18 protein-coding genes are annotated in these 22,549 nt (G+C 66.7%); 3 read left to right on the top strand and 15 right to left on the bottom strand.

The features are described from left to right. The 13 genes from N7573_RS19800 to N7573_RS19740 form a co-directional block, all read right to left on the bottom strand. A partial coding sequence (locus tag N7573_RS19800; RefSeq protein WP_279943263.1) for a GntR family transcriptional regulator occupies positions 1-698 on the bottom strand: 698 nt, incomplete at its 3' end. 105 nt (positions 699-803) lie between these two features. After that, a complete protein-coding gene (locus tag N7573_RS19795; protein ID WP_279943262.1) occupies positions 804-2,171 on the bottom strand; it encodes an SLC13 family permease in 1,368 nt (455 codons plus the stop codon). Between the two features lie 104 nt (positions 2,172-2,275). Next, positions 2,276-3,196 carry a malonate decarboxylase subunit epsilon gene (gene mdcH, locus N7573_RS19790; RefSeq protein ID WP_279913738.1) on the bottom strand — a complete coding sequence of 307 codons (921 nt, stop codon included), beginning with the start codon at positions 3,194-3,196 and terminating at the stop codon, positions 2,276-2,278. Next, positions 3,193-4,050, bottom strand: a complete 858-nt coding sequence (gene mdcB, locus N7573_RS19785; RefSeq protein WP_182267418.1) for a triphosphoribosyl-dephospho-CoA synthase MdcB — start codon at positions 4,048-4,050, stop codon at positions 3,193-3,195. Before mdcB ends, mdcH begins: the two co-directional genes overlap by 4 nt. Continuing rightward, entirely contained in the window at positions 4,047-4,688 is a 642-nt protein-coding gene (mdcG, locus tag N7573_RS19780; protein ID WP_279913739.1) for a malonate decarboxylase holo-[acyl-carrier-protein] synthase, read from the bottom strand. The genes mdcB and mdcG overlap by 4 nt, the downstream gene beginning before the upstream one ends. Beyond that, positions 4,681-5,391 (bottom strand): biotin-independent malonate decarboxylase subunit gamma, encoded by a 711-nt coding sequence (gene mdcE / locus N7573_RS19775; protein WP_279913740.1) that lies wholly within the window; start codon positions 5,389-5,391, stop codon positions 4,681-4,683. Before mdcE ends, mdcG begins: the two co-directional genes overlap by 8 nt. Then, on the bottom strand, positions 5,388-6,296 hold the full coding sequence (locus N7573_RS19770) for a biotin-independent malonate decarboxylase subunit beta (protein ID WP_197615737.1): 909 nt from the start codon (positions 6,294-6,296) through the stop codon (positions 5,388-5,390). Before N7573_RS19770 ends, mdcE begins: the two co-directional genes overlap by 4 nt. Continuing rightward, positions 6,293-6,613: a malonate decarboxylase acyl carrier protein gene (gene mdcC / locus N7573_RS19765; protein WP_049398883.1), complete on the bottom strand. Its 321-nt coding sequence runs from the start codon at positions 6,611-6,613 to the stop codon at positions 6,293-6,295. The genes N7573_RS19770 and mdcC overlap by 4 nt, the downstream gene beginning before the upstream one ends. A gap of 10 nt (positions 6,614-6,623) precedes the next feature. Beyond that, positions 6,624-8,267: a malonate decarboxylase subunit alpha gene (mdcA, locus tag N7573_RS19760; RefSeq protein WP_279913742.1), complete on the bottom strand. Its 1,644-nt coding sequence runs from the start codon at positions 8,265-8,267 to the stop codon at positions 6,624-6,626. A 222-nt stretch (positions 8,268-8,489) separates the two neighbouring features. Further along, positions 8,490-10,697, bottom strand: coding sequence for a TonB-dependent siderophore receptor (locus tag N7573_RS19755; RefSeq protein WP_279943261.1), 2,208 nt, complete (start codon positions 10,695-10,697; stop codon positions 8,490-8,492). Between the two features lie 268 nt (positions 10,698-10,965). Next, positions 10,966-12,666 (bottom strand): malate dehydrogenase (quinone), encoded by a 1,701-nt coding sequence (gene mqo / locus N7573_RS19750; RefSeq protein ID WP_279913646.1) that lies wholly within the window; start codon positions 12,664-12,666, stop codon positions 10,966-10,968. Between the two features lie 228 nt (positions 12,667-12,894). Then, positions 12,895-13,341, bottom strand: coding sequence for a GNAT family N-acetyltransferase (locus tag N7573_RS19745; protein ID WP_032127612.1), 447 nt, complete (start codon positions 13,339-13,341; stop codon positions 12,895-12,897). 183 nt (positions 13,342-13,524) lie between these two features. Then, positions 13,525-14,430 carry a LysR family transcriptional regulator ArgP gene (locus tag N7573_RS19740; RefSeq protein ID WP_010483397.1) on the bottom strand — a complete coding sequence of 302 codons (906 nt, stop codon included), beginning with the start codon at positions 14,428-14,430 and terminating at the stop codon, positions 13,525-13,527. 138 nt (positions 14,431-14,568) lie between these two features. Here N7573_RS19740 and N7573_RS19735 point away from each other — a divergent pair, with 138 nt between their 5' ends. Further along, positions 14,569-15,204, top strand: coding sequence for a LysE family transporter (locus N7573_RS19735; RefSeq protein WP_005408523.1), 636 nt, complete (start codon positions 14,569-14,571; stop codon positions 15,202-15,204). 167 nt (positions 15,205-15,371) lie between these two features. Then, complete coding sequence (locus N7573_RS19730; protein WP_279943260.1) at positions 15,372-17,354, top strand: S9 family peptidase; 1,983 nt, start codon at positions 15,372-15,374, stop codon at positions 17,352-17,354. Positions 17,355-17,412: 58 nt separating this feature from the next. Here N7573_RS19730 and N7573_RS19725 read toward each other — a convergent pair whose 3' ends face one another. Then, positions 17,413-19,167: an oligopeptide:H+ symporter gene (locus N7573_RS19725; protein WP_032127610.1), complete on the bottom strand. Its 1,755-nt coding sequence runs from the start codon at positions 19,165-19,167 to the stop codon at positions 17,413-17,415. A 79-nt stretch (positions 19,168-19,246) separates the two neighbouring features. Further along, the gene (locus N7573_RS19720; RefSeq protein WP_279913889.1) at positions 19,247-20,395 is read right to left on the bottom strand and encodes a heparan-alpha-glucosaminide N-acetyltransferase domain-containing protein; all 1,149 of its coding nucleotides are present in this window, start codon (positions 20,393-20,395) and stop codon (positions 19,247-19,249) included. A gap of 200 nt (positions 20,396-20,595) precedes the next feature. Between N7573_RS19720 and N7573_RS19715 the strand changes: the two genes are divergently transcribed. Next, positions 20,596-22,549: oligopeptide transporter, OPT family (locus tag N7573_RS19715; RefSeq protein WP_279943259.1), on the top strand; the 1,954-nt coding region annotated here is incomplete at its 3' end.

Below are 22,549 nucleotides of genomic sequence, written 5' to 3'. Positions count from 1 at the left end.
AACGGCGCCGGTACGTTCAGCAGCCCGCCTGCCGCCACATAGGCGGCCAGTGCCTGGCCCTGGCTCAGCAGATGGCGTTCCATGGTGCGTTCGGCAGCCTGCGCGTCGCGGCGGCGGAAGCATTCCATCAGCTCGCGGTGTTCGGCCAGCGACTGCGCGGTGCGGCCCGGGGTCAGCAACTGGCGGCCACGATGCATCTTCAGGATGCGATGCAGGTCGTGGGTGATACGGATCAGCCACGGATTGCCCGCGTAGTGCTGTACGGTTTCGTGGATCAGGTAGTTGTTGCGGTAATACTCGGCGATGTTGCCCTCGGCTGCTGCGGTTTCCATCGCTGCATGCAGTTCTTCCAGCTGCTGAACGCCGGCATCGTCGATGTGCCTGACCGCCTCGTGCGCGCAGCGGCCTTCCAGCATCGCCATCACCGGGAACAGCTGGTTGAGGTCTTCCAGCGTCAACCGGGTGACCCGGCTGCCACGACCCGCATCGATCTGCACCAGGCCTTCGGCGGCCAGCAGCTTCAGCGCCTCGCGCAGCGGCGTGCGGCTGATGCCCAGTTCCTCGCACAGCGCGGGCTCGTCGATCCACTCGCCCGGCGGCAGCCGGTAATCGTAGATGCGCTCGCGCACGTGTTCGGCCACCTCTTCATACAGAGGCGCGCGCTTCTTCGGTGAACGTGGGGCAGGGGCAATAGCCATGGAGGAAGTGTACCGCCAGGTAGTGCCGGCCGCTGGCCGGCAACCCATGATCGCTGGATGGCTTCATGAGATTGCCGGCCAGCGGTCGGCACTACCGTTGGGTGATTACATCCAGCCCGGCACCACGAATACCAGCCAGGCCAGCAGCGGCCCTAGCGCCACCACCAGTCCGCTGTAGACCAGGAAGCGGCGGAACAGGGTCTCGCGCTCTTCCTTCGCTGCCGAGGCCACCACCAGTGCGCCATTGGTCGAGAACGGGCTGACATCGACGATGGTGGATGACACCGCCAGCGCGCAGATCACGCCGGCGGCGCTGAGGTGGCCCTGCATCAGGAACGGCACCGCCAATGGGATCGTCGCGCCGAGTACCGCTGCCGACGAAGCGAATGCGGAGACGATGCCGCCGACGTAGCAGACCAGCAGCGCACCGAGCAGCGGGATGCCGATGTCGGACACACCGTTGCCGATGAAGTCCACCGCGCCGGCATGTTCCAGCACGCCGATGTAGGTCACCACGCCGCAGATCAGCAGCACGGTGGACCAGCTGATGCCATCGACCGCACCCTTCTGGCTTTGTGGCGACAGCAGCGCCAGCGCCACCGCCACGGTGATCGAGACCAGGCCGACGTTGAGGTTGTAGATCAGCGCGGCCACGCCCAGGCCGAGCAGGCCGATCAGGGTGAACAACCGCTCGCGGGTCAGGTTCACCGCATCCAGTGCCACCGGATCATTGCTGAGCGTGCCGCCGCCTGCCGCGACCAGCGCGCCATGACCTTCGATCGCGAACTGGCGCGACGACGCCTGCGGGCCACCGGCCATCGCCAGCTCGGCATTGCCGAGTGTTCCTGCTGCGGTGATCGAGCCACGGCGCAGCAGGGCGATGCCACCAAAGGCGAAGAAGCAGATCGTCGCCATCATGAAGTTGAAGCCCAGACTGGTCAGGAACACCGCCATCTCGGTCACTTCCAGCCCGGCTTTCTGCACCACGCCATTGGTGATGCTGCCGTACACGCTGATCGGCGAGAAGCCGCCCGCCTGCGCACCATGGATGACCAGCAGGCCCATCATCAGTGGATTGATGTTGTACTGCTTGGCAAAGCGCAGCGCGACCGGGCCGATGATCGCGACCGCCGCCGGGCCCAGTGCACCGAACGCAGTGAGGACCGCGGTGATCACGAACATTACCCACGGAATGGCCACGATATGGCCGCGAACGGCTTTCACTGCCCAGTGCACCAGCAGGTCGATGGTACCGTTCTTCTGCGCGATGGCGAACAGATAGGTGATGCCGACCAGGGTCAGGAACAGATCGCCGGGAAAGCCGGCCAGGACCTGCTTGCCGCCCATGTCGACCCACAGTCCACCGATGATGAAGGCCAGCGCGAAGGCGACGGCGCCCATGTTGATCGGCATCGCGGTGGCAACGATGAACATGATCACCAGACCGATGATCGTTGCGATTTGTGGACTCATGCGCCCTCCCAGACACGTGACTCACGTACAGCGCGGATGGAGACCCGCCATCCCGGGGTAAGGCGACGTACTGCGTGTTGCGTGATACGTACTGCTCGAACCCGTTACTGCAGCCGCTCCAGCGCACTGCGAACCCATGCCGCCGCGCCTTCAAGGCTCTGGAACTCTTCCACCGCGCGCACCTCGCAGCACGGATAGGCCGGCGCGACCATGCGTGCCAATGCGTTGCCCGGGCCCAGCTGCAGGAACACCCGCGCACCACGCTCGAAGGCCTGGCGCATCACCTGCGCCCATTCGATGGTCTGCGCGAGCTGCGCCGACAGCGTGTGGACTGCCGTTGCGCGGTCCCGCACCGGTCGCGCATCGATGCCGGCCAGCAGCGGCAGGCGTGGGACCTGCAGTGGCGAGGCGTCCAGTGCGGCAGCGAACGGTGCGACCGCCGCTGCCAGCAACGGTGTGTGTGCAGGCACGTGCACCGGCAGTGGACGGATGTCAGCACCCTGCGGCCGCGCGGCATCGGCCAGCCGCTGCAATGAGGCGTGCGTGCCGCCCACGATGAAATGGTCCTGCCCGTTGGCGATGGCCACGTGCGCTCCGTGCAGATCGCACAGCGGCTGCAGTACATGGCGTTCCAGGCCAAGCACTGCCTGCAGGCCTGCATCGGCGGGGCTGGCACTGTCCATCAACAGCGCGCGCTGCGCAGCCAGGGCAAGGCAGGTGGCCGCATCGACGCCGCCGGCGATGGCATGTGCGGCCAGCTCGCCGATGCTGTAACCCGCGATCACCGCCGGGGTTGGCAATACCTCGCGCAGGCCCTGCCAATGCGCCAGGCTTGCTGCGCACAGCAGTGGTTGCGCCCGCACATTGTCGAAGCGGTCGTCGGCCGCCGCAGCGGCGAATACATCGCGGCCGAGCACCGTGCTGGCCACATCGAGGGTGTGGCGTGCGGCCGGAAGATCGCGCACGCGATCGAACATCGCCGCGTGCTGCGCGCCTTGGCCAGGGCAGAGCAGGGCCAGGCTCATGCCTGCTCCTGCTGCAGCAGGAACACGCTGCAGGCCAACAGGTCTGCGCTGCCGCCCGGGCTCAGCCGGCGCATGACGAAGCCGTCACCGATGCGACGCAGATGTACCTGCCAGTCCGGCGCGAAGGTGCCACCGGCGTCCAGGAAGGTGCGTGCCTGCCGCTGGGCCCAGCGCAGGCCGTCGGCGCCGCCGCGGTGCAGCAGGTTGAGGTCATCCACGCACGCGATCAGCTGCATCAGGGTCTGGCACATCGCGGCCTCGCGTGGCAGGCCGCTGGCCAGTGCGTGGCGCAGGGCAGGCAGTGCCACTTCGCGCAGCAGCGGGTAGCCGGCGGCCGCTTGTTCGCGCACACCTTGCACGCCGTGTCGTGCACGCGCGCGCTGGCCAGGGCTGTTCGCATCCAGAGGCGCGTCGGCGAGCTCGGGCGCCCAACGGCGCACTTCCTGGCAGACCTGCTCGGCTGCGGCGACACGGCCCGCGCGGCCCCAGCAGGCAGCGGACGCGGCCACCAGCAGGCCAAGGCTGAAGATCGCACCGCGATGGGTGTTGATGCCCGCAGTGGCGTGCAGCATCGATATCTCGGCGGCGATGCCATGCCGGCGCAGCGTCTGGAACGGCGCCGCGCTGGCACCGGCGTCGGCCACGGCGATGAAATAGTGGCGCAACGCGAACAGGCTGCGCAGGAACGTGCCGGCATCCATGTCGTGGTGGCTGCCGCGATCGAACGGTGTAACCAGTCCCGGTTTGGGGGCAAGGGCCAGTTCGGCGTGCAGGCTGGCGATGGCAAGGCGCCCCAGGCGCGCGCTGTCCACCGCCGGGGTGGACCGGGCGACGCGCTTCACGACGGCGTTCATGCGACAACTCCAGTGGCGTTGAACAAGGCCTCGCGCAGTTCCAGAGCGGCACCATCAATGCGTTTGACCAGTACTTCGCGGCTGCGACCGGCGTATTCGCGCCAGTTCACCGCGCCACCATCCACCAGGCACAGTTCGCCATCTACGCGATGACCGTAGGCGCTTTCCCAGTGCTGCAGGCGTTCGACCAGCAGGTCGGCCTCGCGCGCGTCATCCACCTGCCACAGCAGGTCGATGTCCGAGCGCGGGTGCACATAGGGCAGTCCGCTGAGGTGCTGCCATGCGAAGGCGCCGAATACGCGGGCTGGTGCAAGCCGCAGCATTGCCTGCAACGCCGCCTGCCAATCCGCCGGAACGCCGCCGGCGAGAACGTGATCCAAGGCAGGGGGAGGCTGCAGCTGCTGGACGTCCTGCAGGGCCACGCGCAGCGCCAGCCGTTGCTTGCCTTCGCTTGGCGGTAGCGGTACCCCCAGGCGCAGCCGAGGGTCGGGGTCGTCCGCCGCACAGCGCGCCACCATGGCCGGCAGGCCCTGCGCGAACCACGCTGCCAGGCGTGGTTCCTGTGCAGTCACGTCAGCCCGCCAGTCGGCATCGGCCGACAGCCAGGCCAGCGTGTGGCGGGCGGGCCGCTCAGGCATCGCCGTGGGCCACCGCAGTCGAAACCCCTGCCGCCAGGGCACGACCGCCGCGCTGTGCGCCGCGTGCGGCACGCAGGTCGCCTTCGGCGGGCGTGCGCAGCGCCTGCAGCAGGTGCTGGGCAAGATCGCCCTCCCACAGCGATTCCACCGCACCCATCGCCACGTAGTTCTCCACGCCCGGCGCGAACACCGGCGAGGTCTGGCTGAGTGCCTGCAGTTTCTCCAGCGGTTGCTTGGTCACCCGCGCCATCGCGCGCAGGTCCATCACGCGCACTTGGGCGTCGGGCAGGGCATGGATGTGGTCGGCCATCAGCCCGAACGAGAGGAAGCCACCACTGACCGACTCACCGTAGACCAGGGTCACCAGCCGCGCACCGCGTCGGCGTGCCAGATCCAGCGTCTGCGCCAGGTGCGCGAAGTAACCGTTGATGCCGAGCAGTTCGTCACGGCGTGCCAGGCGTTGGCCGGCGGTGTCGACCAGCATCACGATCGGACGCTGTGGATGCGCGGCGGTACTGGCCAGCACGGTGTCGGCCAGTGACAGTGCGTGGTCCACGCCCACCTCGAGTTTGTCGGCGGTACCGATCACGGTCACCTCGCCGTCGTCGGTGGTGGCAGTACCGGTCAGTACCGAGTCCTCCACGGCAATGGCGTGGCCACGCGGGAACAGGGCGTCGAGCAGCGCGTGCAGCGGAAGGCTCATGGCAGGCTCCGATCGGCGGTGGCGGCGAGGAACGCATCGGTGTCGAGCAGCGGCAGTCGCTCGGGGGCAGTGATACCCAGCCGCGCCCAGATCTCCAGGCCATCGCGGCAATCGCCCCAGGCCTGCACGCGCGCCTTCAGTGCCGCATGGCGTTCCTGCAGCGCGGCCAGTGCAGTATCTGGATCGGTGCTGCTGGTATCGGGCTGCAGCGCATTGCTGGCAGCCTGCGCGAACGCCTCGATGGCATCGGGCACCAGCACCTGTGCCTGGTCGATCAGGTAGCGGTGCTTGCCTCCCGTTACGCGCCAGACCAGCGCGCGATCGCGGGAATCGAATTCCTCCACACCACGCACGGTCTCGATTACTTCCGGCCCGGACAGTGACAGCCGGCCTTCCTCGGACATGACCACCGTGCTGCAGCAGCGGGCGACGATGCCCATGCCACCGAATGCGCCGTTGCCGCTGCCGATCAGCGCCACCACCGGCACGCCTGCAGCGCGCGCATCCAGCGTGGCGCGCATGATCTCGGAAATGGCGATGAGCCCTGCATTGGCTTCGTGCAGGCGCACGCCACCGGTATCGAGCAGCAGCAGCACTCCGTCAGGTCGGGTTTCCGCTGCACGGTGCAGCAGCCCGGTCAACTTGGCGCCGTGCACCTCGCCCACGCCGCCGCCCATGAATTCACCCTGCTGTGCGGCCAGCAGCACGCGTCGGCCGCGCAGTGTGGCTTCGCCGACAACGATGCCGTCGTCGAACGCCGCGGGCTGGTCGAGCTGTGCCAGGTGCGGGCTGATCATCCGCCGCGCCGGGCCGAGGAATTCACGGAACGAGCCGGCGTCGGCCAGGCCGGCGATGCGCTCGCGTGCATCGGCTTCGTAGTAACTGTGGCGCTGCGTCCGGCTCATCGTGGATCTCCAGCAAGCAGGGTTTCCACTGCCTGGTCCAGGCGCAGGCTGACCACCGCCGGGGTCGCACCGGCATCGTTGATCGAGACGCGTACATCGCGCAGTGGATGGCGCTGTGCGAAATCACCGATCACCGCCTCCCAGACGCGGCCAAAGCCCTGCGCGGCGGTGATGATGCGCACCGTCATCGCGCCGTCCAGTGCGGCCGGTTCCAGCAGGATTTCCAGGTTGCCCGAGGCCAGTACGCCGACCAGCACTGCATCGCGCGGAAACTGCACCGCCGTGTGTCCTTCGAATCGATAGTCGAGGGTTTCCATGCTCAGCCCCTTACCAGTTGCGGAAGCGCTTGGGCGGGTCGTACAGGCCGCCGGACCAGCGCACCAGGTCCTTCACCGAACGCGCCGCAAGCAGGTCACGGCTGGCATCGCGCACGGAGATGCCGAGGTCATCGGGACGGCGGATCACGCCGCGGTCGCGCAGGTTCTCCACCATCGCGCGGTCGCGCCCCATGCCCACGGCGGTATAGCCGGACACGCCGCGGATCGCCTGTTCGCGCTCTTCAGGGGTGCGGCACAGCAGCAGGTTGGCGATGCCTTCTTCGGTCAGTACATGGCTGACGTCGTCGCCATAGATCATCACCGGTGGCAGCGGCATGTCCGCGCGCTCGGCCAGCTCCCAGGCGTCCAGCCGATCGACGAAGGCCGGTGCCATGTGTTCGCGGAAGGTTTCCACCATCTGCACCACCAACTTGCGGCCACGCGGCATCTCACCGGGGCGTGCGGCCTGCTGGCCGGCCTTGACCCAGGCCTCGCTGGCATGGCGGCGGCCACGTGCATCGGAGCCCATGTTCGGTGCGCCACCGAAGCCGGCGATGCGGTCGCGCGTGGCGGTGGAGCTGTTGCCCTGCAGGTCGATCTGCAGGGTGGAACCGATGAACATGTCACACGCATACAGGCCGGCGGTCTGAGAGAACGCGCGGTTGGAGCGCATCGAGCCATCGGCACCGGTGAAGAACACATCGCTGCGTGCGGCGATGTACTTCTCCATGCCCAGTTCGGAACCGAACGAATGCACCGATTTGACGAAGCCCGATTCGATCGCCGGAATCAGTGCGGGGTGTGGATTGAGCGCCCAGTGCTGGCAGATCTTTCCCTTCAGCCCGAGCGATTCGGCGTAGGTCGGCAGCAGCAGCTCGATGGCCGCGGTGTCGAAGCCGATGCCATGGTTGAGGCGGTTCACGCCGTACTCGGCGTAGATGCCCTTGATCGCCATCATCGCCATCAGCACCTGGATCTCGGAGATCTGCGCCGGGTCGCGGGTGAACAGCGGCTCGATGTGGTTCGGCTTCGGCGCCTGCACCACGAAGTTGACCCAGTCAGCAGGGATGTCGACGCGGGGGAGGGTGTTGACGATCTCGTTGACCTGGGCGATGACGATGCCGCCACCGAACGCGGTGGCCTCGACGATGACCGGGGTGTCTTCGGTGTTCGGGCCGGTGTAGAGATTGCCGTGGCGATCGGCGGCCTGCGCGGCGACCAGCGCCACGCGTGGGGTCAGGTCGATGAAGTAGCGGCCGAACAGTTCGAGGTAGGTGTGGATGGCACCGATCTGGATGCGCCCTTCGGCCACCAGGTTGGCCAGCCGCACCGATTGCGGGCCGGAGAACGAGAAGTCCAGCTTCGAGGCGATGCCACGCTCGAATACATCCAGGTGCGACGGCAGAGACAGCACCGACTGCACCATGTGCAGGTCGTGCACCCGGGCCGGGTCAAGGTCGGCCAGGGCCTGGGCGAGGAAATCGGCCTGTTTCTGGTTGTTGCCCTCCAGGCAGACCTTGTCGCCGGGCTCCAGCAGCGCATGCAGCAGTTCGCCCACGTCGGTGGCGGCCACCTCACGTCCCCGGGCCCACGGCGCGGCACGTTCCAGGCGGGCCTGGCGGCTGCGTTCCAACGTATCCCAGCTCGGGTTCATCGACCGGCTTCCGATTGGTGTCGATGTAATTACGGCATAATTACAGTCGGGCATGCAACCCGCACTGCAGCAAAAAGAAGGGCCCGCGCGAAGGCGGGCTCATTCAGATTGAAATGGAGGATGACCCGCATCGATCGGGGTAGTGCCGGCCGCTGGCCGGCTCCGCGTCATCGATGCATCGCTTGGAGCCGGCCAGCGGCCGGCACTACCGTTTCTGGTGGCTCAGAACTTCCAGCGCAGGCTGGCCGACACGAAGCGCGGTTCGCCGTAGTTGTTGTAGTCCAGATTCGCCCAGTAGGTCTTGTCCAGTGCGTTGCGCACGCTCAGCGTTGCCGTCCAGTTGTCGCTGATGCGGTAGTTGGCGTTGAACTGCACCAGCATGTAGGCCGGCTGGTTCACCGTCACCGTGCCGCCCAGCGGGTAGGCGATGTTGTAGCCCTGCACCTTGCTCTGCCACTGCACGCCACCGCCAACGCTCAGGCGTTCCAGCGCACCGCGCAGCTGCAGCTGGGTGTTGAGCTGCAACAGATCCTTCGGCGGGTTGGCGTACAGCAGATCGGTGGCGGCGCGGGTGACCTTGACGTGGGTGTAGCCGGCATTGACCGTCCAGCCCGGCAGGATCTCGCCATTGACGTCCATCTCCCAACCGCGCGCCTTGGTGCCGTTGACGCCGACGTAGGCGGAGGTGCCATCGCTCAGCGAACCCTCCGGCACGCCCATGTCACGCACCGCGTAGTTGTCCTGCTTGGCTTCGAACACGGCGGCATTGGCGGTCAGGCGGCCATCGAACCACTGCGTCTTGATGCCCGCTTCCAGGTTCGAGCCCTGTACTGGCGCCAGCAGGTTCTCGTTGCGGTCCTTGAAGTTCTGCGGGTTGAAGATCTCGGTGTAGCTGGCGTACGCCGAGACGTTCGGCGTGATGTCGTAGACCAGGCCCACGTACGGGGTGACTTCATCACTCACCTTGTATGCACCGCTGGTGCCGGTGTAGGCGCCTGCTGCGTTGTAGGAGCGGCTGAGGGTTTCCCAGCGGCTCAGGCGTGCGCCGGCAATCAGCGACAGCGGATCGGCCAGGCGCAGGCGGGTGGCCAGATAGACGCCACTCTGTGTGGTCTTGGCCACGCGGCGCGCGCCGGTACGGCGGTAGGTGACCTCGGAGATATCGCCGTTCCAGCTGTACACGTTGGGAATGTAGTAGCAGCGTTCGCGTGCACCCGTGGCGCTGACACACGTTGCCCAGTCGGCCGGGAAGTTCAGTGCCAGGGTATTTGTCGTGCCTTCCAGGTCCGACCATTGCGCCCCCACGGTGAGGTCGTGGTCGCGGCCGAACAGATCGAAGCTGCCGGTCAGGTAGGCATCGACGTTGCGCCGGGTGTCCTTCGAATCACCGGCGGCCGCACGCAGGAAGATGCCCGAGCCGGTCACCGGGTCCGGCTCGCCAGTGCCGTACAGGCGCACATTCTGCACGTTGCCGCGGGTGTAGGCGGTGTTGATCTTCAGCAGCCAGTTGTCGCCGAAGCGCTGTTCCAGGTTGGCGAAGGCAGTGTTGCTCTCGCGCTTCCAATAGCTCCACTTCGGCGACAGGTTGGTCGAGCGCGGCAGGTGCGCGAAATTGCCCTGGTTGTCGAAGAACGGCACGGTGCCCCAGGTCGAGCCGGTCGGATTGTTGTCCTGGCTCTGGTAACCGAGCGTGATCGTCGTGCTGTCGGTGACGTCGCCTTCCAGCACCGCCATGCCGGCCATCTTGTTCTCGTCGTAGCGGTCGTAATACAGGCCACGATCGGTATAGGCGGCGACCATGCGGCTGCGGAAACGGCCGTCATCGGTCAGTGGCGCGGTCACGTCCGCCTCCATGCGCCGATAGTCCCAGCTGCCGGCGCTGATCGCGAACGAGGCATCGAACTCCTTGCCCGGCCGCTTGCGCAGCAGGTTGACGGTGGCCGACGGCACGCCGGCGCCGCTGAGCAGGCCGTTGGCACCGCGGATCACTTCGATGCGGTCGTAGAAGGCGGTGTCGTATTCCTGGTTGGTCGAACCGCTGTAGGTCGGGATGCCGTCGACCTGGAAGTCAGTGATGGCGAAGCCGCGCGCGTAGTACAGCGGGCGCTGGGTGTCATAGAAGGACACGCTGACGCCGGTGACGTTGCGCATCACGTCGTTGATGCTGAACAGCGATTCGTCCTGCAGGCGCTTCAGGCTGATCGCAGTGGCCGACTGCGGGGTTTCCTGCAGTGTGATCGGCAGGCGGGTGGTGCTGGATGGCGGAGCGGACTGCTCGGCACGGACGCTGACCCGGTCCAGGGTCTTGGCATCGGATGCATCGGCGGCGGCCTCGGCGAACGCAGGAGACGCGACCAGCGCGAGCGAAGAGAGCAGGGCAGCCGGCAGCAGCGCACGGCGGGGCAGGCGGTTACGGAACGTCAGGGACATGGTGGGTTCGAAGCTCGGAGACGGGAAGGGGGCGGCAACAGTCGTCCAGCACCCGGGGCGGCGGCTTCGGGCACATCAGGTCCATCTGGGAGGGGCGCGGTCACTGCACAGGGCGCAAATGTAAATAATTCTCAACAACATTACAATTCGCGTCATTGTGCATAGGATTCCCGGCGCCGGGCATCGCTTTCTGCAGCAGGGAGCGGCCCAAACGCGAACGGCCACCCGAAGGTGGCCGTCCGTGTCTGCTGCAGGGAATCTGCCAGGCTTACAGCGCCTGCAGTTCCTCGTTGGCGTTGCGCTTTTCCTTGGCTGGTGCCGGAACGGCTGCCGGCACTACCGCCGGGGCCGGAGCCGCCGCATTGGCGTCCACCGGCACCTCCAGGTACGGCAGGCGCAGGGTCTGGCTGGTCAGCGTGCGGATCTCGTTGACCAGCGCGGCGTTGTCGTTGAGCTTGCGCCCGTACGACGGCACGATCTCGCGCAGGCGGGTTTCCCAGCCGGCCTTCATCTGGTCCGGGAAGGCCTTGGCCATCAGGTCCAGCATGATCGGCGGCGAGGTCGATGCACCCGGCGAGGCACCGAGCAGGGCGGCGATGGTGTGGTCCTTGTCGGTCACGATCTCGGTACCGAACTGCAGCACCGGGCCCTTCAGCGGATCACGCTTGATGATCTGCACGCGCTGGCCGGCGGTGACCAGCTTCCAGTCGCCCGGCTTGGCATTGGGGAAGTACTTGACCAGTTCGGCCTGGCGATCGGCATCGTTCAGGCGTGCCTGGGCCATCAGGTACTGCACCAGGTCCAGGTTGTCCTTGCCCACTTCCAGCATCGGGCCAACGTTGTTGTGGGTGACCGAGGAGTACAGGTCCCACCACGAGCCGTGCTTGAGGAACTTGGTGCTGTACAGCGCGAACGGCCCGAACAGGACCACCGGCTTGCCGTCCAGCTTGCGCGCATCCAGGTGCGGCACCGACATCGGCGGCGAACCGGTTTCGGCCATGCCGTAGGCCTTCACACCGTGGCGCGAGGTCACGTCCTGGCCCTGGAAGGCGAGGAACTGGCCACCGACCGGGAAGCCGGCGTAGTCCTTCGATTCCGGAATGCCGGACATCTGCAGCAGCTTCAGCGCGGCGCCACCGGCACCGATGAACACGAAGCGGGCGTGGGTGGTGGACTCGGTTCCGGCCTTGAGGTCCTTCACCGTCACGTTCCAGCTCTTGTCAGCGTTCTGCCGCAGTGCGCTCACTTCGTGGTTGAGGTGCAGGTTGAAGTTCGGGCTGCGCTGCAGGCCGGTGGTCAGCTGGCGGGTGATCACACCGAAGTTGACGTCGGTGCCCAGCGGCATCCAGGTCGCGGCGACCTTCTGCTTCGGGTCACGGCCTTCCATCAGCAGCGGTGCCCACTGCTTGATCTGTGCCGGATCCTCGGAGTACTGCATGCCGTAGAACAGCGGGTTCTTCACCAGGGCCTGCTGGCGCTTGTGCAGGTAGGCGATGTTGTCATCGCCCCAGACGAAGCTCATGTGCGGGGTCGGGTTGATGAAGTCGCTGGGCTGGCTCAGGCGGCCTTCCTTCACCTGGTGCGACCAGAACTGGCGCGAGACCTCGAACGATTCGGCGATGCCGACCGCGCGCTTGGTCTCGATGCTGCCGTCGGGCAGTTCGGGGGTGTAGTTCAGTTCGGCGAAGGCCGAGTGGCCCGTGCCGGCGTTGTTCCAGCCGTCGGAGCTTTCACCGGCGACGCCGTCGAGGCGTTCGTAGACCTGGATGTTCCAGTCCGGCTGCAGTTCCTGCAGGTAGGTGGCCAGGGTGATGCTCATGATGCCGGCGCCGACCAGCACAACGTCGACGGGCTTGTCGTTGCTGGCGGCGGGCACCGAGCGCTGGGTCAGCGGCCAGTACAGGAACAGCGCGGCGGCCAGCAACAGCAGCACGAGCAGGGCGAGCAGGGCCTTGCCAAATTTCTTCATGGGGGCGGGATCGTTGGCGGAGGGGAAGGGGTCAGGATGCGCGTGGGGCAGGGAAAGGGCGTGAAGAAACAACGCCTTGCGCCATCCATCCGCGATTCTAACCGGATCCGGTCCGTTTTTGATGCAACGCAGCATTCGACGTTTCGCGGCCCCGTCACGTGAGCGGCGGGCCCAAGCCTGGCGATCGTAGCCCCAGTAGCGCCAGGCCATGCCTGGCGACGCCCTTAATCAGACCAGCTCCAGAATCTCGTCACCGGCCTCATCGATCTCACCGGTCGGGCGCCAGCCCAGGCGCCGGTAGAAGCCATGCGAGCGCGAACGCGGGTCGGCCGAGCACGCCAGGAACAGCCGGGTATGGCCCGCATCGCGGGTCAGGCTGACCACTTCCTGCAGCAGCTGCCGACCGACGCCACGGCCTTCGTAGTCCGGCAGCAGGGCCAGCACCAGCACTTCGCCGGTGTCGCGGTCGGCGAAGCAGTAACCGGCCATGCGCTCCCCTTCCCAGGCGACGCGGCCGATCGAATCGCCTTGGGCGATGCCGGCCGCCCAGCTTTCCGGCGTGATGCCCAGCTCCGCCAACTGCGCGGCACTGAAGGCGTTCTCGCGGGTGCGCCCGCGCAGGTCGATGCAGGCGGCGGCATCTTCGGGGCGCGCATCGCGGACGAATACAGGCATGCAGGGCATCCTTGCAGTGATCGGCCGACCAGTATCCGCATCACGCATCGACCCGGTGTGGAGACTTCGTGGAGATTGGATGGAGCAAAAAGGGGACGGAGGGGATTAAGTCGTCTTTGCCCAGAATGTCGTATGGGCCTTAAACGACTTAATCCCCTCCGTCCCCTTTTTTGCAGGGCTGCCTCAGCGCTTGCGCCGCACCAGCGCTGAGGAGGCGTCCAGCACCGCGCGGGTCAGCAGGGCCATGGTCTGGACGTCACCCTTCCAGTGCTGCCAGTACAGCGGCACGTCTTCCCACGCGCGCTGGCGTACGTAGACCAGGCGGCCGGCGTCCAGGTGCCGCTTGACCAGGGGCAGCGGGTTCATGGTCCAGCCCATGCCGCCCAGGTTGGCCTGCACGAACGCGCGGGTGGAGGGAATCCACCAGGTGGGTGCGGTGCTGGGCAGGTCGTCGCCGGCCATGCGCCGGGCAAAGCGCGACTGCATTTCGTCCTTGCGGTTGAACACCAGCACCGGCGCCTGCGCCAGCGCCTGCGCGGTCACGCCCTTGGCAAAATGGCGTTCGCGGAATTCGGGGGTACAGGTGGCGGCGTAGCGGATGCTGCCCAGCGCGTGGATCTGGCAGCCCTGCACCGGCTCGTCGAGGGTGGTCACCGCGCCCAGCACGGTGCCCTGGCGCAGCAGTTCGACGGTGTGGTCCTGGTCCTCCACGCGCAGGTCCAGGGTGGTGCCGGTGCTCTGTGCGAACTGCGAGGCGGCCTGCGGGAACCAGGTTTCCAGGCTGTCGTGGTTCACCGCCACCGGAATGCTGGCCTGCGGCAGGTCCTCGTCGGCCAGGCCCATCCGGTGCAGGGCATCGTGCTCGAGCAGGGCGGTCTGCTCGGCCAGCTGCACCAGCACCTGGCCCTCGGCGGTGGCGGTGGCCGGGGTGCCGCGCTTGACCAACAGGCGACCGACCCGATCCTCCAGTGCCTTGACCCGCTGCGAGATGGCCGAGGGCGTGACATTCAGCGACTGCGCGGCGCGGTCGAAGCTGCCTTCGCGGATCACTGCGGCGAGGGCGCGCAGCTGGGCATGGTCGATACGCATCGAATTAAGTTCCGCTAATGTTGATTTAGGAAGTTTAGCTCGTCTTTTTCATGTTGCGGCGCGACAATGGCGCTCGTTCCGGTGCTGTCCGCCTTCGCGAGGCACCGTCCCCCCAAGCAAGTAAAGGCAGTGAATCCCATGTTCTCGGTCATCTCCGCCAGCACCGGCCTCGGTGCCTGGTTCTCTGGTGCAGCTACCGGCATCGGCCTGTTCGCCGTGGTCGGGGCCCAGAGCGCCTTCATTCTGCGCCAGGGCATCCTGCGCAAGCACATCGTGCCGGTGGTTGCCACCTGTGCGGCCATCGATGCGATCTTCATCTTTGCCAGCGTGGCTGGCCTGCGCACGCTCACTTCGGCGCTGCCGTGGCTGACCACCGCCGTGTTGTGGACGGGCGTGGCGTTCCTGGCCTGGTACGCCATGAAGTCGGCACGCCGTGCGATTGCCGGTGGCGGCGGCATGGGCGAGGCTGACAGCGACGACGGCAGCCGCCGCGCGGTGCTGATGGCTGCGGTCGGCTTCTCGCTGATCAACCCGCACTTCTGGCTGGACATGATGGTGATCGGCTCGATCGCCGAGAACTTCGGCAACGCCCGCATGGCCTTCGCCGCCGGTGTGGTGACTGCCAGCTGCCTGTGGCTGACCGCGCAGGGCCTGGGCGCACGCCTGCTGGCGCCGCTGTTCACCAAGCCCAGTACCTGGCGCGTGCTCGACGGCACCATCGCCGTGATCCTCAGCATCCTGGCCCTTACGTTGGCGGTGCGCGGGGTCCACTGACCCGGCGCACGCCCCCCGAACCCACGTCCTGACTCTCTCTCCAAGGTAGTGGTAACGACGGCACCGGCAACGGTGCCGTCGTTTTTTCTGCCGATGTGGCGCGGCAAACGGTCACGTGCCTAGAATCGTGCATCCGGACAGGGTGTCCGGTTTTCCATGGGGGAAGGATGCGCAGGATTGTGCTGGCTGTACTGTTGGGCGCGGTTGTGGGTGGGGCATCGGCCGCAACGCTGGACCTGGATCGCTATCTGCGGCAGGAGTCGTTTACCGACATCAAGATTTCACCAGGGGGCGAGTACGTCGCCGCGACGGTTCCGCTGGAGGCGGGAACCGCATTGGCGATCTACCGCATTGCCGACATGAAGATGGTCGGCAGCTTCCGCCCGCCCCGCAACGATCACGCGCACACCTTCGACTGGGTCAGCAACGAGCGGCTGCTGGTGGGCATGGCACAGAAGTTCGGCGTGCTGGACCGGCCGACGCCGACCGGTGAACTGTTCGGTATCAATGCCAACGGCAAGGGCGGCGAGCTGCTGGTGGGGTACCGGGTTGCCGACCAGAGCCTGGGCACCAACATCAAGGTCAAGCCGGCAGGCCTGGTGGCCGCCTACCTCAGTGATGAGCTCAAGGACGATGACCGCAACGCGCTGGTGACGGTGATCCCGCTGGTCGGCAGTTCGCATGCGCAGGTCGAGCGCATGGACGTGATCACCGGTCGCCGCAACGCCGTGGCGCGCGCTCCCATTCCCGATGCGGACTTCACGACCGATGAGCAGGGCGAGGTGCGTTTCGCACGCGCTGTCGTTACCGATGGCACGCAGAAGCTCTACTACCGCACGGGCAGCAACAGCGACTGGGTCCTGCTCAATGATGAATCCCTGAGCAAGCGCATCGAGGCGCCGCTCGGCTTCTCGGCCGATGGTCGCCTGGCGTACCTGCAGGTCGAGCAGGCAGATGGACCTGATGCCATTGTCAGCTGGGACCCCCAGAGCAATGAACGACGCACCGTGCTGCGCGATGGGAGTGCCGACCCGGCGCGCATCATCCGGCGCCCCGGCAGCCGCGTGCCGGTCGGGGCCCTGTTCCTTGGCAGTGCGCCGCGAACGGCATTCTTCGATGACGCCTCGGACGACGCTCGCCTGTACCGCAGCCTCGAAGCCGGCCTGGGCGGAGCGGTCTACATCACCTCCAGCACGCGCGATGGCAAGACGGTGCTGGTGGAAACCTGGTCAGGCAGCAATCCGGGCGATTTCTATCTCTATGACACGCTTGGCAAGAGTGCACGGCACCTGATCAGCCGCAGCGACTGGATCGACCCCGCGCTGGCGGCGGAGGTGCGTCCGATCAGCCTGACGGCGCGTGATGGGCGTCCGCTGCATGGCTTCCTTACCGTCCCGCATGGCCGCGAGGCCCGTGCGCTGCCGATGGTGGTGGTGCCGCACGGAGGTCCGATCGGTGTTGCCGACCAGGGCGCCTATGACACCGAGACACAGATGCTGGCGGCGGCAGGTTACGCGGTACTGCAGGTGAATTTCCGCGGCTCTTCCGGCTATGGCCGGGCCCACATGCAGGCCGCGCGAAAGCAATGGGGGCTGTCGATGCAGGATGACGTCACCGATGCCACGCGCTGGGCGATCGAACAGGGCGTGGCCGACAAGAACCGCATCTGCATCTATGGCGCCAGTTACGGTGCCTATGCGGCGATGATGGGGGCGGTGCGCGAACCGGGCCTGTACCAGTGCGCGGCCGGCTACGTCGGCATCTACGACCTGCCGTTGATGTACGCCCGCGGAGACATCCAGAGCGATGAGTCAGGCCTGGCCTACCTGCGGAACTGGCTGGGATCGCCCAAGGATCTGGCAGAGCGTTCCCCGGTGAATCTGGCCGCGCAGGTGCGGGTGCCGGTATTCCTGGCCGCGGGTGGCCAGGATCAACGTGCGCCGATCGTGCACAGCGAACGCATGGAAGCTGCGTTGAAGAAGGCCGGCACGCCGGTGGAAACCCTGTACGTCAAGAATGAAGGGCATGGTTTCTATTCCCCTGCCAACCAACGTGCGTACTACAGCAGGTTGCTGGCCTTCCTCTCGCGCAGCCTGGGCGGCCAGGTGGCCGGGCAGGCCACGCCTGCGGAGAAGAGCAGCGCGCCCTGAACAAGCCGGGGGCGGCGGATGATCGATCCGCCGCCCCCGGAGTTCGCCTGCATCGGGCTTACTTGACCCCGTGCATCATCTTCTTCAGCAGCGGCGCGGCGATGAAGGCGGCCAGCGCACAGCCCAGGCCGATCCACATCAGCAGCCAGAACAGGTGCGCATAGGCACCGGCCGCGGCCACCATGTCCAGCGATTCGCCTTCGGGCACTTCGATCGCGGCCAGCTTGCCGAACAGCGCCGCCAGCGTTTCCGAGAACGCGGTGGCCAGGAACCAAGTGCCCATCATCAGGCTCATCACCCGCGGCACGGCCAGCTGGGTCACCGCCGACAGGCCGACCGGCGACAGGCACATCTCACCGCTGGCCAGCAGGAAGTAGGCCAGCACCAGCCACCACACGCTGGCCATCTCGCCGGTGGCGCCGACCTGCTGTGCGGCCAATGCCAGCGGCACGAACGACAGCGCGCCGATCACCAGGCCCCAGGCCGATTTGACCGGCTTGCCCGGTTCCCAGCCGCGGCGGTCCATCCACGTCCACAGTGCGGCGAAGGCCGGCGCCAGCAGCACCAGGAACAGGCCGCCGAGGTAGGTCAGTGAGCCGGCGGTCTGCGGAATCACCAGGCAGTCGCGCACCAGCAGCACCAGCATCAGCACGACGATGGCGGCGAAGAACGTTCGCGGCGCAGATGAGCCCGGACGGCGCTCGGACAGCCGCGCGCTGACCACGAAGCCCAGCGGTGCCAGCAGCAGCGAGATGATCGACCACGGCAGCGGGGTACCGCCGGTGATCACCAGCGAGGGCACGATGTCCTTGGTCAGCAGGCGGTCGGTGAAGGTCACCCAGGAGCCATACGACTGCTCGTACATCGTGAAGAACACCAGTGCCATGAAGATCAACACCATCAGCGCGACCATCTGCTGGCGCTGCACCGGCGTGCACTTGCTGCCGGTGAACCAGGCGAACCAGACCAGCACGCCGCCCAGCACCACCAGCATCAGCATCAGTGCCAGGCTGATTTCACCGCCCAGCGCGAACGCGCCGTTGCCGGCCGCCCACATCAGCCAAGCCACCGGCAATACACCGAGCATCGCGCACAGATAGATGAGCCATTCGCGCGGCAGGCCCAGCACCTTCTGCTTCAGCGCGGCCGGCTGTGGCGGCTCGGCGTGGCCCTGCAGGTACTTCTGGCCCCACAGGAACATCGCCAGGCCGGCCAGCATGCCGATGCCGGCCGCACCGAAACCGTACTTCCAGCCATAGGCCTCGCCGAGGAAGCCGCACACCAGCGAAGAGAACAGCGCGCCGAGGTTGATGCCGGCGTAGAACAGCGAGAAGCCCGAATCGCGGCGCGGGTCGTCCTTGGCGTACAGCTTGCCGACGATGGTGGAGATGTTCGGCTTGAGGAAGCCGACGCCCATGATGATCAGCGCCAGCGACAGGTAGGTCACCGCCAGTGCCGAGGTGTCGCGCACCACTTCGCCGTTCACGCGATACGCGGCGTGGCCTTCGAAGGCCATGCCGAGGTGGCCGAGCACTAGCAGGATGCCGCCGAACAGCACCGCCCGGCGCATGCCCAGCCAGCGGTCGGCCAGCATGCCGCCGAACACCGGGATGCAGTACACCAGGCCGCCATAGGCACCGAGCAGGTCCAGGCCGGCCTTGTCGCCGAACAGGTGGTACTTGGTCAGGTACAGCAGCAGCAGCGCCTTCATGCCATAGAAGGAGAAGCGCTCCCACATTTCGGTGAAGAAGCAGACGTAGACGCCCTTGGGATGGCCCAGGAAATCGTCGGAAGCGATAGCGGTGGAATTCATCGCGGAATTATAGGCCTGTGGCCCGATCCGCTTTCAGTAGATCCACGCCATGCGTGGATTGCCGGACTGGCCTGGGCGATCACAGGTACCGCAACCACGCCAGATCGCGCCGTCGCGCCTTGAACCGCGCGAACGCCCGCGTCGGCGGGTACAGCACCACCGCCAGCGCACAGGCCACCAGCAGCAGGCCGGCCACAGAATCCAGTGCGTACAGATCACCGTGTGTCGGCCCCCAGATCGCCAGCGCGGCCAGGTACAGCCCCTTCAGCACATACAGGTGCAGCAGGTAGAAGAACATCGGCGCGGCGCCGACATCGGCCAGCGGGCGCAGCGCACGCGCCAGTGGCGGCCATTCGTACAGTCGCAACAGCAACAGGCCCACGTCCAGCGTCAACAGCAGGAACTGCAGAGACGGCGGGTACTTGGTGATGTTGAAGACGCTCATCCAGGTGCGCAGCGTGCTGGTCTGGTACTGCCACGGTGCATCCCCGTACTGGTTGGCGAACCGCAGCAGGGCGAACAGGGCCAGCGCGCCGACGCCTGCGCACAGCAGCCAGCGCTGGCGTTGCGCGGGGTCGCGGTCGCGGGCGAACCACGGCCCCATCAGGTAGCCCAGCGCGATTACCCCGATCCACGGCAGCACCGGGTAGGAAGTGCGCAGGCGCAGCGCGCCGGTCTCGATCCAGTCGCGCTGGTGCAGCACTTTCCACAGCATCGCCAGCAGACCGTGGCCTTCCACTCGCACGCCGTCCAACAGGTTGTGCCCGGCCACCACCGCGACTGCCAGCACCAGCAGGGCCAGGCGCGGCAGCCACAGAAGGCCGGCCAGCGCGATCATGCTCAGCCCGATGGCCCAGATCACCTGCAGGTACAGCGTTTCCGGCGGCAGCTGGAAGGTCCAGGCGAAGTTCACCAGGGTCAGTTCCAGCACGACCAGGAACAGCCCGCGCTTGAGCAGGAAGGCGGCCGTGGCCCGGCGCGGATCCGCCTGGCGCTGGCCGTACAGCCAGGCCGACAGCCCGGTCAACAGGACGAACACGGGTGCGCACAGGTGGGCCAGCAGACGGCAGGCGAACAGCGCAGGGGAGACCGTCGATGCGTCCATCGGGTCGCTTACCTGATGCTGCAGGAAGAAGGTCTCGCGCACGTGGTCCAGCAACATCAACAGCATCACGGTGCCGCGCAGCTGGTCGATGGAGGCCAGGCGAGGGGAGGGGGAAGGGGGCATGCGATGCAGTAACAGCAAGGTAGCATTAAGATATAACATATCATTTGCTCTGCGCCCAGCCGGACTTTGCCGGGTCGGTCGATTGCCTGTCCACGTACTGGCCCATTGCGCTGCAGCACACGCCCCCATCCTTTGGCACGCTGGACTTGATCTGCCCTGAACGCTAGCGTGGCAGGGATTTTTTGCCAGCAGGGGCTTCCATGAACCACGACGCTGCGCCCAAGCAGCTCACCTTCCGCGCAGTGGCCCTGGCCATCGTGCTGGCGGTGGTGCTGTCGGCCGCAAACGCCTACCTCGGTCTGTTCGCAGGCCTGACCATCGCCACCGCCATTCCCGCCGCGGTGATTTCCATGGGCGTGCTGCGCCTGCTGGGCGGTGGCTCCATCCTTGAAAACAACATCGTGCAGACCGGCGCCTCGGCCGGTTCGTCGATCGCCGCCGGTGTGATCTTCACCATCCCGGCGCTGGTGATCATGGGCTACTGGCCGGACTTCAAGTACTGGTGGGTGCTGGGCATCGCCGGCCTCGGTGGCCTGCTGGGCGTGCTGTTCTCGGTGCCGCTGCGCCGTTCGATGATCGTTGAAGACCCGCTTCCGTTCCCGGAAGGCAAGGCCGCGGCCGAAGTGCTCAAGGCCGGTGAGAACCCGGGCCCGGGCCTGAAGATCCTCGGCCTGTCGGCAGTCATCGGTGCCTTCGTCAAGCTGGCCGCGGAAAGCGGCATGCGCCTGATTCCCGACGCCTGGGCCACCTCGGCCTATGTCGGCAGTTCCAAGGTCACCGCCTTCATCGGTACCAACCTGTCGCCGGCACTGCTGGGCGTGGGCTACATCGTCGGCCTCAACGTCGGCATCGTGGTCGTGTCCGGCTCGATCCTGACCTGGCACATCGCCATTCCGATCTACCAGGCGTTCTTCATGAACACCGATCCGGCACTGGCCGCGTCGGTCGCCACGGCATCCTCCACCGAAGCGGCGTTCGCCATCTGGGGCGCGAAGATGCGCTACCTGGGTGTGGGCGCGATGCTGATTGGCGGCATCTGGACCCTGATCTCGCTGCGCAAGTCGCTGCTCAATGGCGTCAAGAGCGGCTTTGCCGCCGCCCGCAAGAGCGGTGGCCCGGTGCTGGCGCACACCGAGCGCGACCTGCCGATGAAGTGGATGCTGGTGGCCCTGGTGGTCTTCGTGCTGCCGCTGCTGGCCCTGTACCAGGCCATCGTCGGCCAGTGGCACGTGTCGATCCCGATGACCATCATCATGATCGTTGCCGGCTTCCTGTTCGTGTCGGTCTCGGCCTACCTGGCCGGCTTGATCGGTTCGTCCAACAACCCGGTGTCGGGCATCACCATCTCCACCATCCTGTTCGCCTCGGCCGTGCTGGTGGTGCTGCTGGGCGCCGATGGCCTCAAGCCGGTCGGTGCCGGCGGTGCGCCGCTGGGCGCGGTGGCGGCGATCATGATCGGCGCGGTGGTGTGCTGCGCCGCAGCGGTTGGCGGTGACAACCTGCAGGACCTCAAGGCCGGCTATATCGTAGGTGCCACCCCGTGGAAGCAGCAGCTGATGCTGGGCATCGGTGCCTTCTCGTGCGCGCTGATCATGGCCCCGGTGCTGAACCTGCTGGCCACCGCCTACGGCATCGGCGTGAAGTCCGAGCTGCACCCGAACGCGCTGGCTGCGCCGCAGGCCAACCTGATGGCCTCGGTGGCCAAGGGCCTGTTCGGTGGCGAACTCCCGTGGACCTTCATCGGCATCGGTGCCGTGGTCGGTGCCGCCATCATTGCCTTCGACAGCTGGCTGAAGTCGCGCAACGCACGCTTCCGCGTGCCGGTGCTGGCCGCCGCCATCGGCATCTACCTGCCGCTGGAGCTGATGGTGCCGATCTTCCTCGGCGGCCTGATCGCCCACCTGGTCGAGCGCTTCCACAAGGTGCGCGCCGATGACGAAGAAGGCCGCGACCGCGTGCACAAGCCGGGTGTGCTGTTCGCTGCGGGCCTGATCACCGGTGAGGCACTGATGGGCATCGCCATCGCGATTCCGATCGTGGTCAGCAGCCGCGCCGACGTGCTGGCCGTGCCGTTCCACCTGCCGGGCGCGCAGTGGATCGGCCTGGCCGTGCTGTTCCTGGTGGGCTGGCTGATCTACCGCACCGGCAAGTACA

The organism is Stenotrophomonas sp. GD04054 (genome assembly GCF_029836955.1).
Taxonomy (GTDB): domain Bacteria; phylum Pseudomonadota; class Gammaproteobacteria; order Xanthomonadales; family Xanthomonadaceae; genus Stenotrophomonas; species Stenotrophomonas maltophilia_A.
Note: the sequence above shows the minus strand (reverse complement) of the source record. Positions and strands in the feature narration are given on the sequence as shown.

Coding starts and splice junctions, on each gene's coding strand:
- N7573_RS19795 (WP_279943262.1), bottom strand. CDS start 2,171: ATGAGTCCACAAATCGCAACGATCATCGGTCTGGTGATCATGTTCATC.
- mdcH (WP_279913738.1), bottom strand. CDS start 3,196: ATGAGCCTGGCCCTGCTCTGCCCTGGCCAAGGCGCGCAGCACGCGGCG.
- mdcB (WP_182267418.1), bottom strand. CDS start 4,050: ATGAACGCCGTCGTGAAGCGCGTCGCCCGGTCCACCCCGGCGGTGGAC.
- mdcG (WP_279913739.1), bottom strand. CDS start 4,688: ATGCCTGAGCGGCCCGCCCGCCACACGCTGGCCTGGCTGTCGGCCGAT.
- mdcE (WP_279913740.1), bottom strand. CDS start 5,391: ATGAGCCTTCCGCTGCACGCGCTGCTCGACGCCCTGTTCCCGCGTGGC.
- N7573_RS19770 (WP_197615737.1), bottom strand. CDS start 6,296: ATGAGCCGGACGCAGCGCCACAGTTACTACGAAGCCGATGCACGCGAG.
- mdcC (WP_049398883.1), bottom strand. CDS start 6,613: ATGGAAACCCTCGACTATCGATTCGAAGGACACACGGCGGTGCAGTTT.
- mdcA (WP_279913742.1), bottom strand. CDS start 8,267: ATGAACCCGAGCTGGGATACGTTGGAACGCAGCCGCCAGGCCCGCCTG.
- N7573_RS19755 (WP_279943261.1), bottom strand. CDS start 10,697: ATGTCCCTGACGTTCCGTAACCGCCTGCCCCGCCGTGCGCTGCTGCCG.
- mqo (WP_279913646.1), bottom strand. CDS start 12,666: ATGAAGAAATTTGGCAAGGCCCTGCTCGCCCTGCTCGTGCTGCTGTTG.
- N7573_RS19745 (WP_032127612.1), bottom strand. CDS start 13,341: ATGCCTGTATTCGTCCGCGATGCGCGCCCCGAAGATGCCGCCGCCTGC.
- N7573_RS19740 (WP_010483397.1), bottom strand. CDS start 14,430: ATGCGTATCGACCATGCCCAGCTGCGCGCCCTCGCCGCAGTGATCCGC.
- N7573_RS19735 (WP_005408523.1), top strand. CDS start 14,569: ATGTTCTCGGTCATCTCCGCCAGCACCGGCCTCGGTGCCTGGTTCTCT.
- N7573_RS19730 (WP_279943260.1), top strand. CDS start 15,372: ATGCGCAGGATTGTGCTGGCTGTACTGTTGGGCGCGGTTGTGGGTGGG.
- N7573_RS19725 (WP_032127610.1), bottom strand. CDS start 19,167: ATGAATTCCACCGCTATCGCTTCCGACGATTTCCTGGGCCATCCCAAG.
- N7573_RS19720 (WP_279913889.1), bottom strand. CDS start 20,395: ATGCCCCCTTCCCCCTCCCCTCGCCTGGCCTCCATCGACCAGCTGCGC.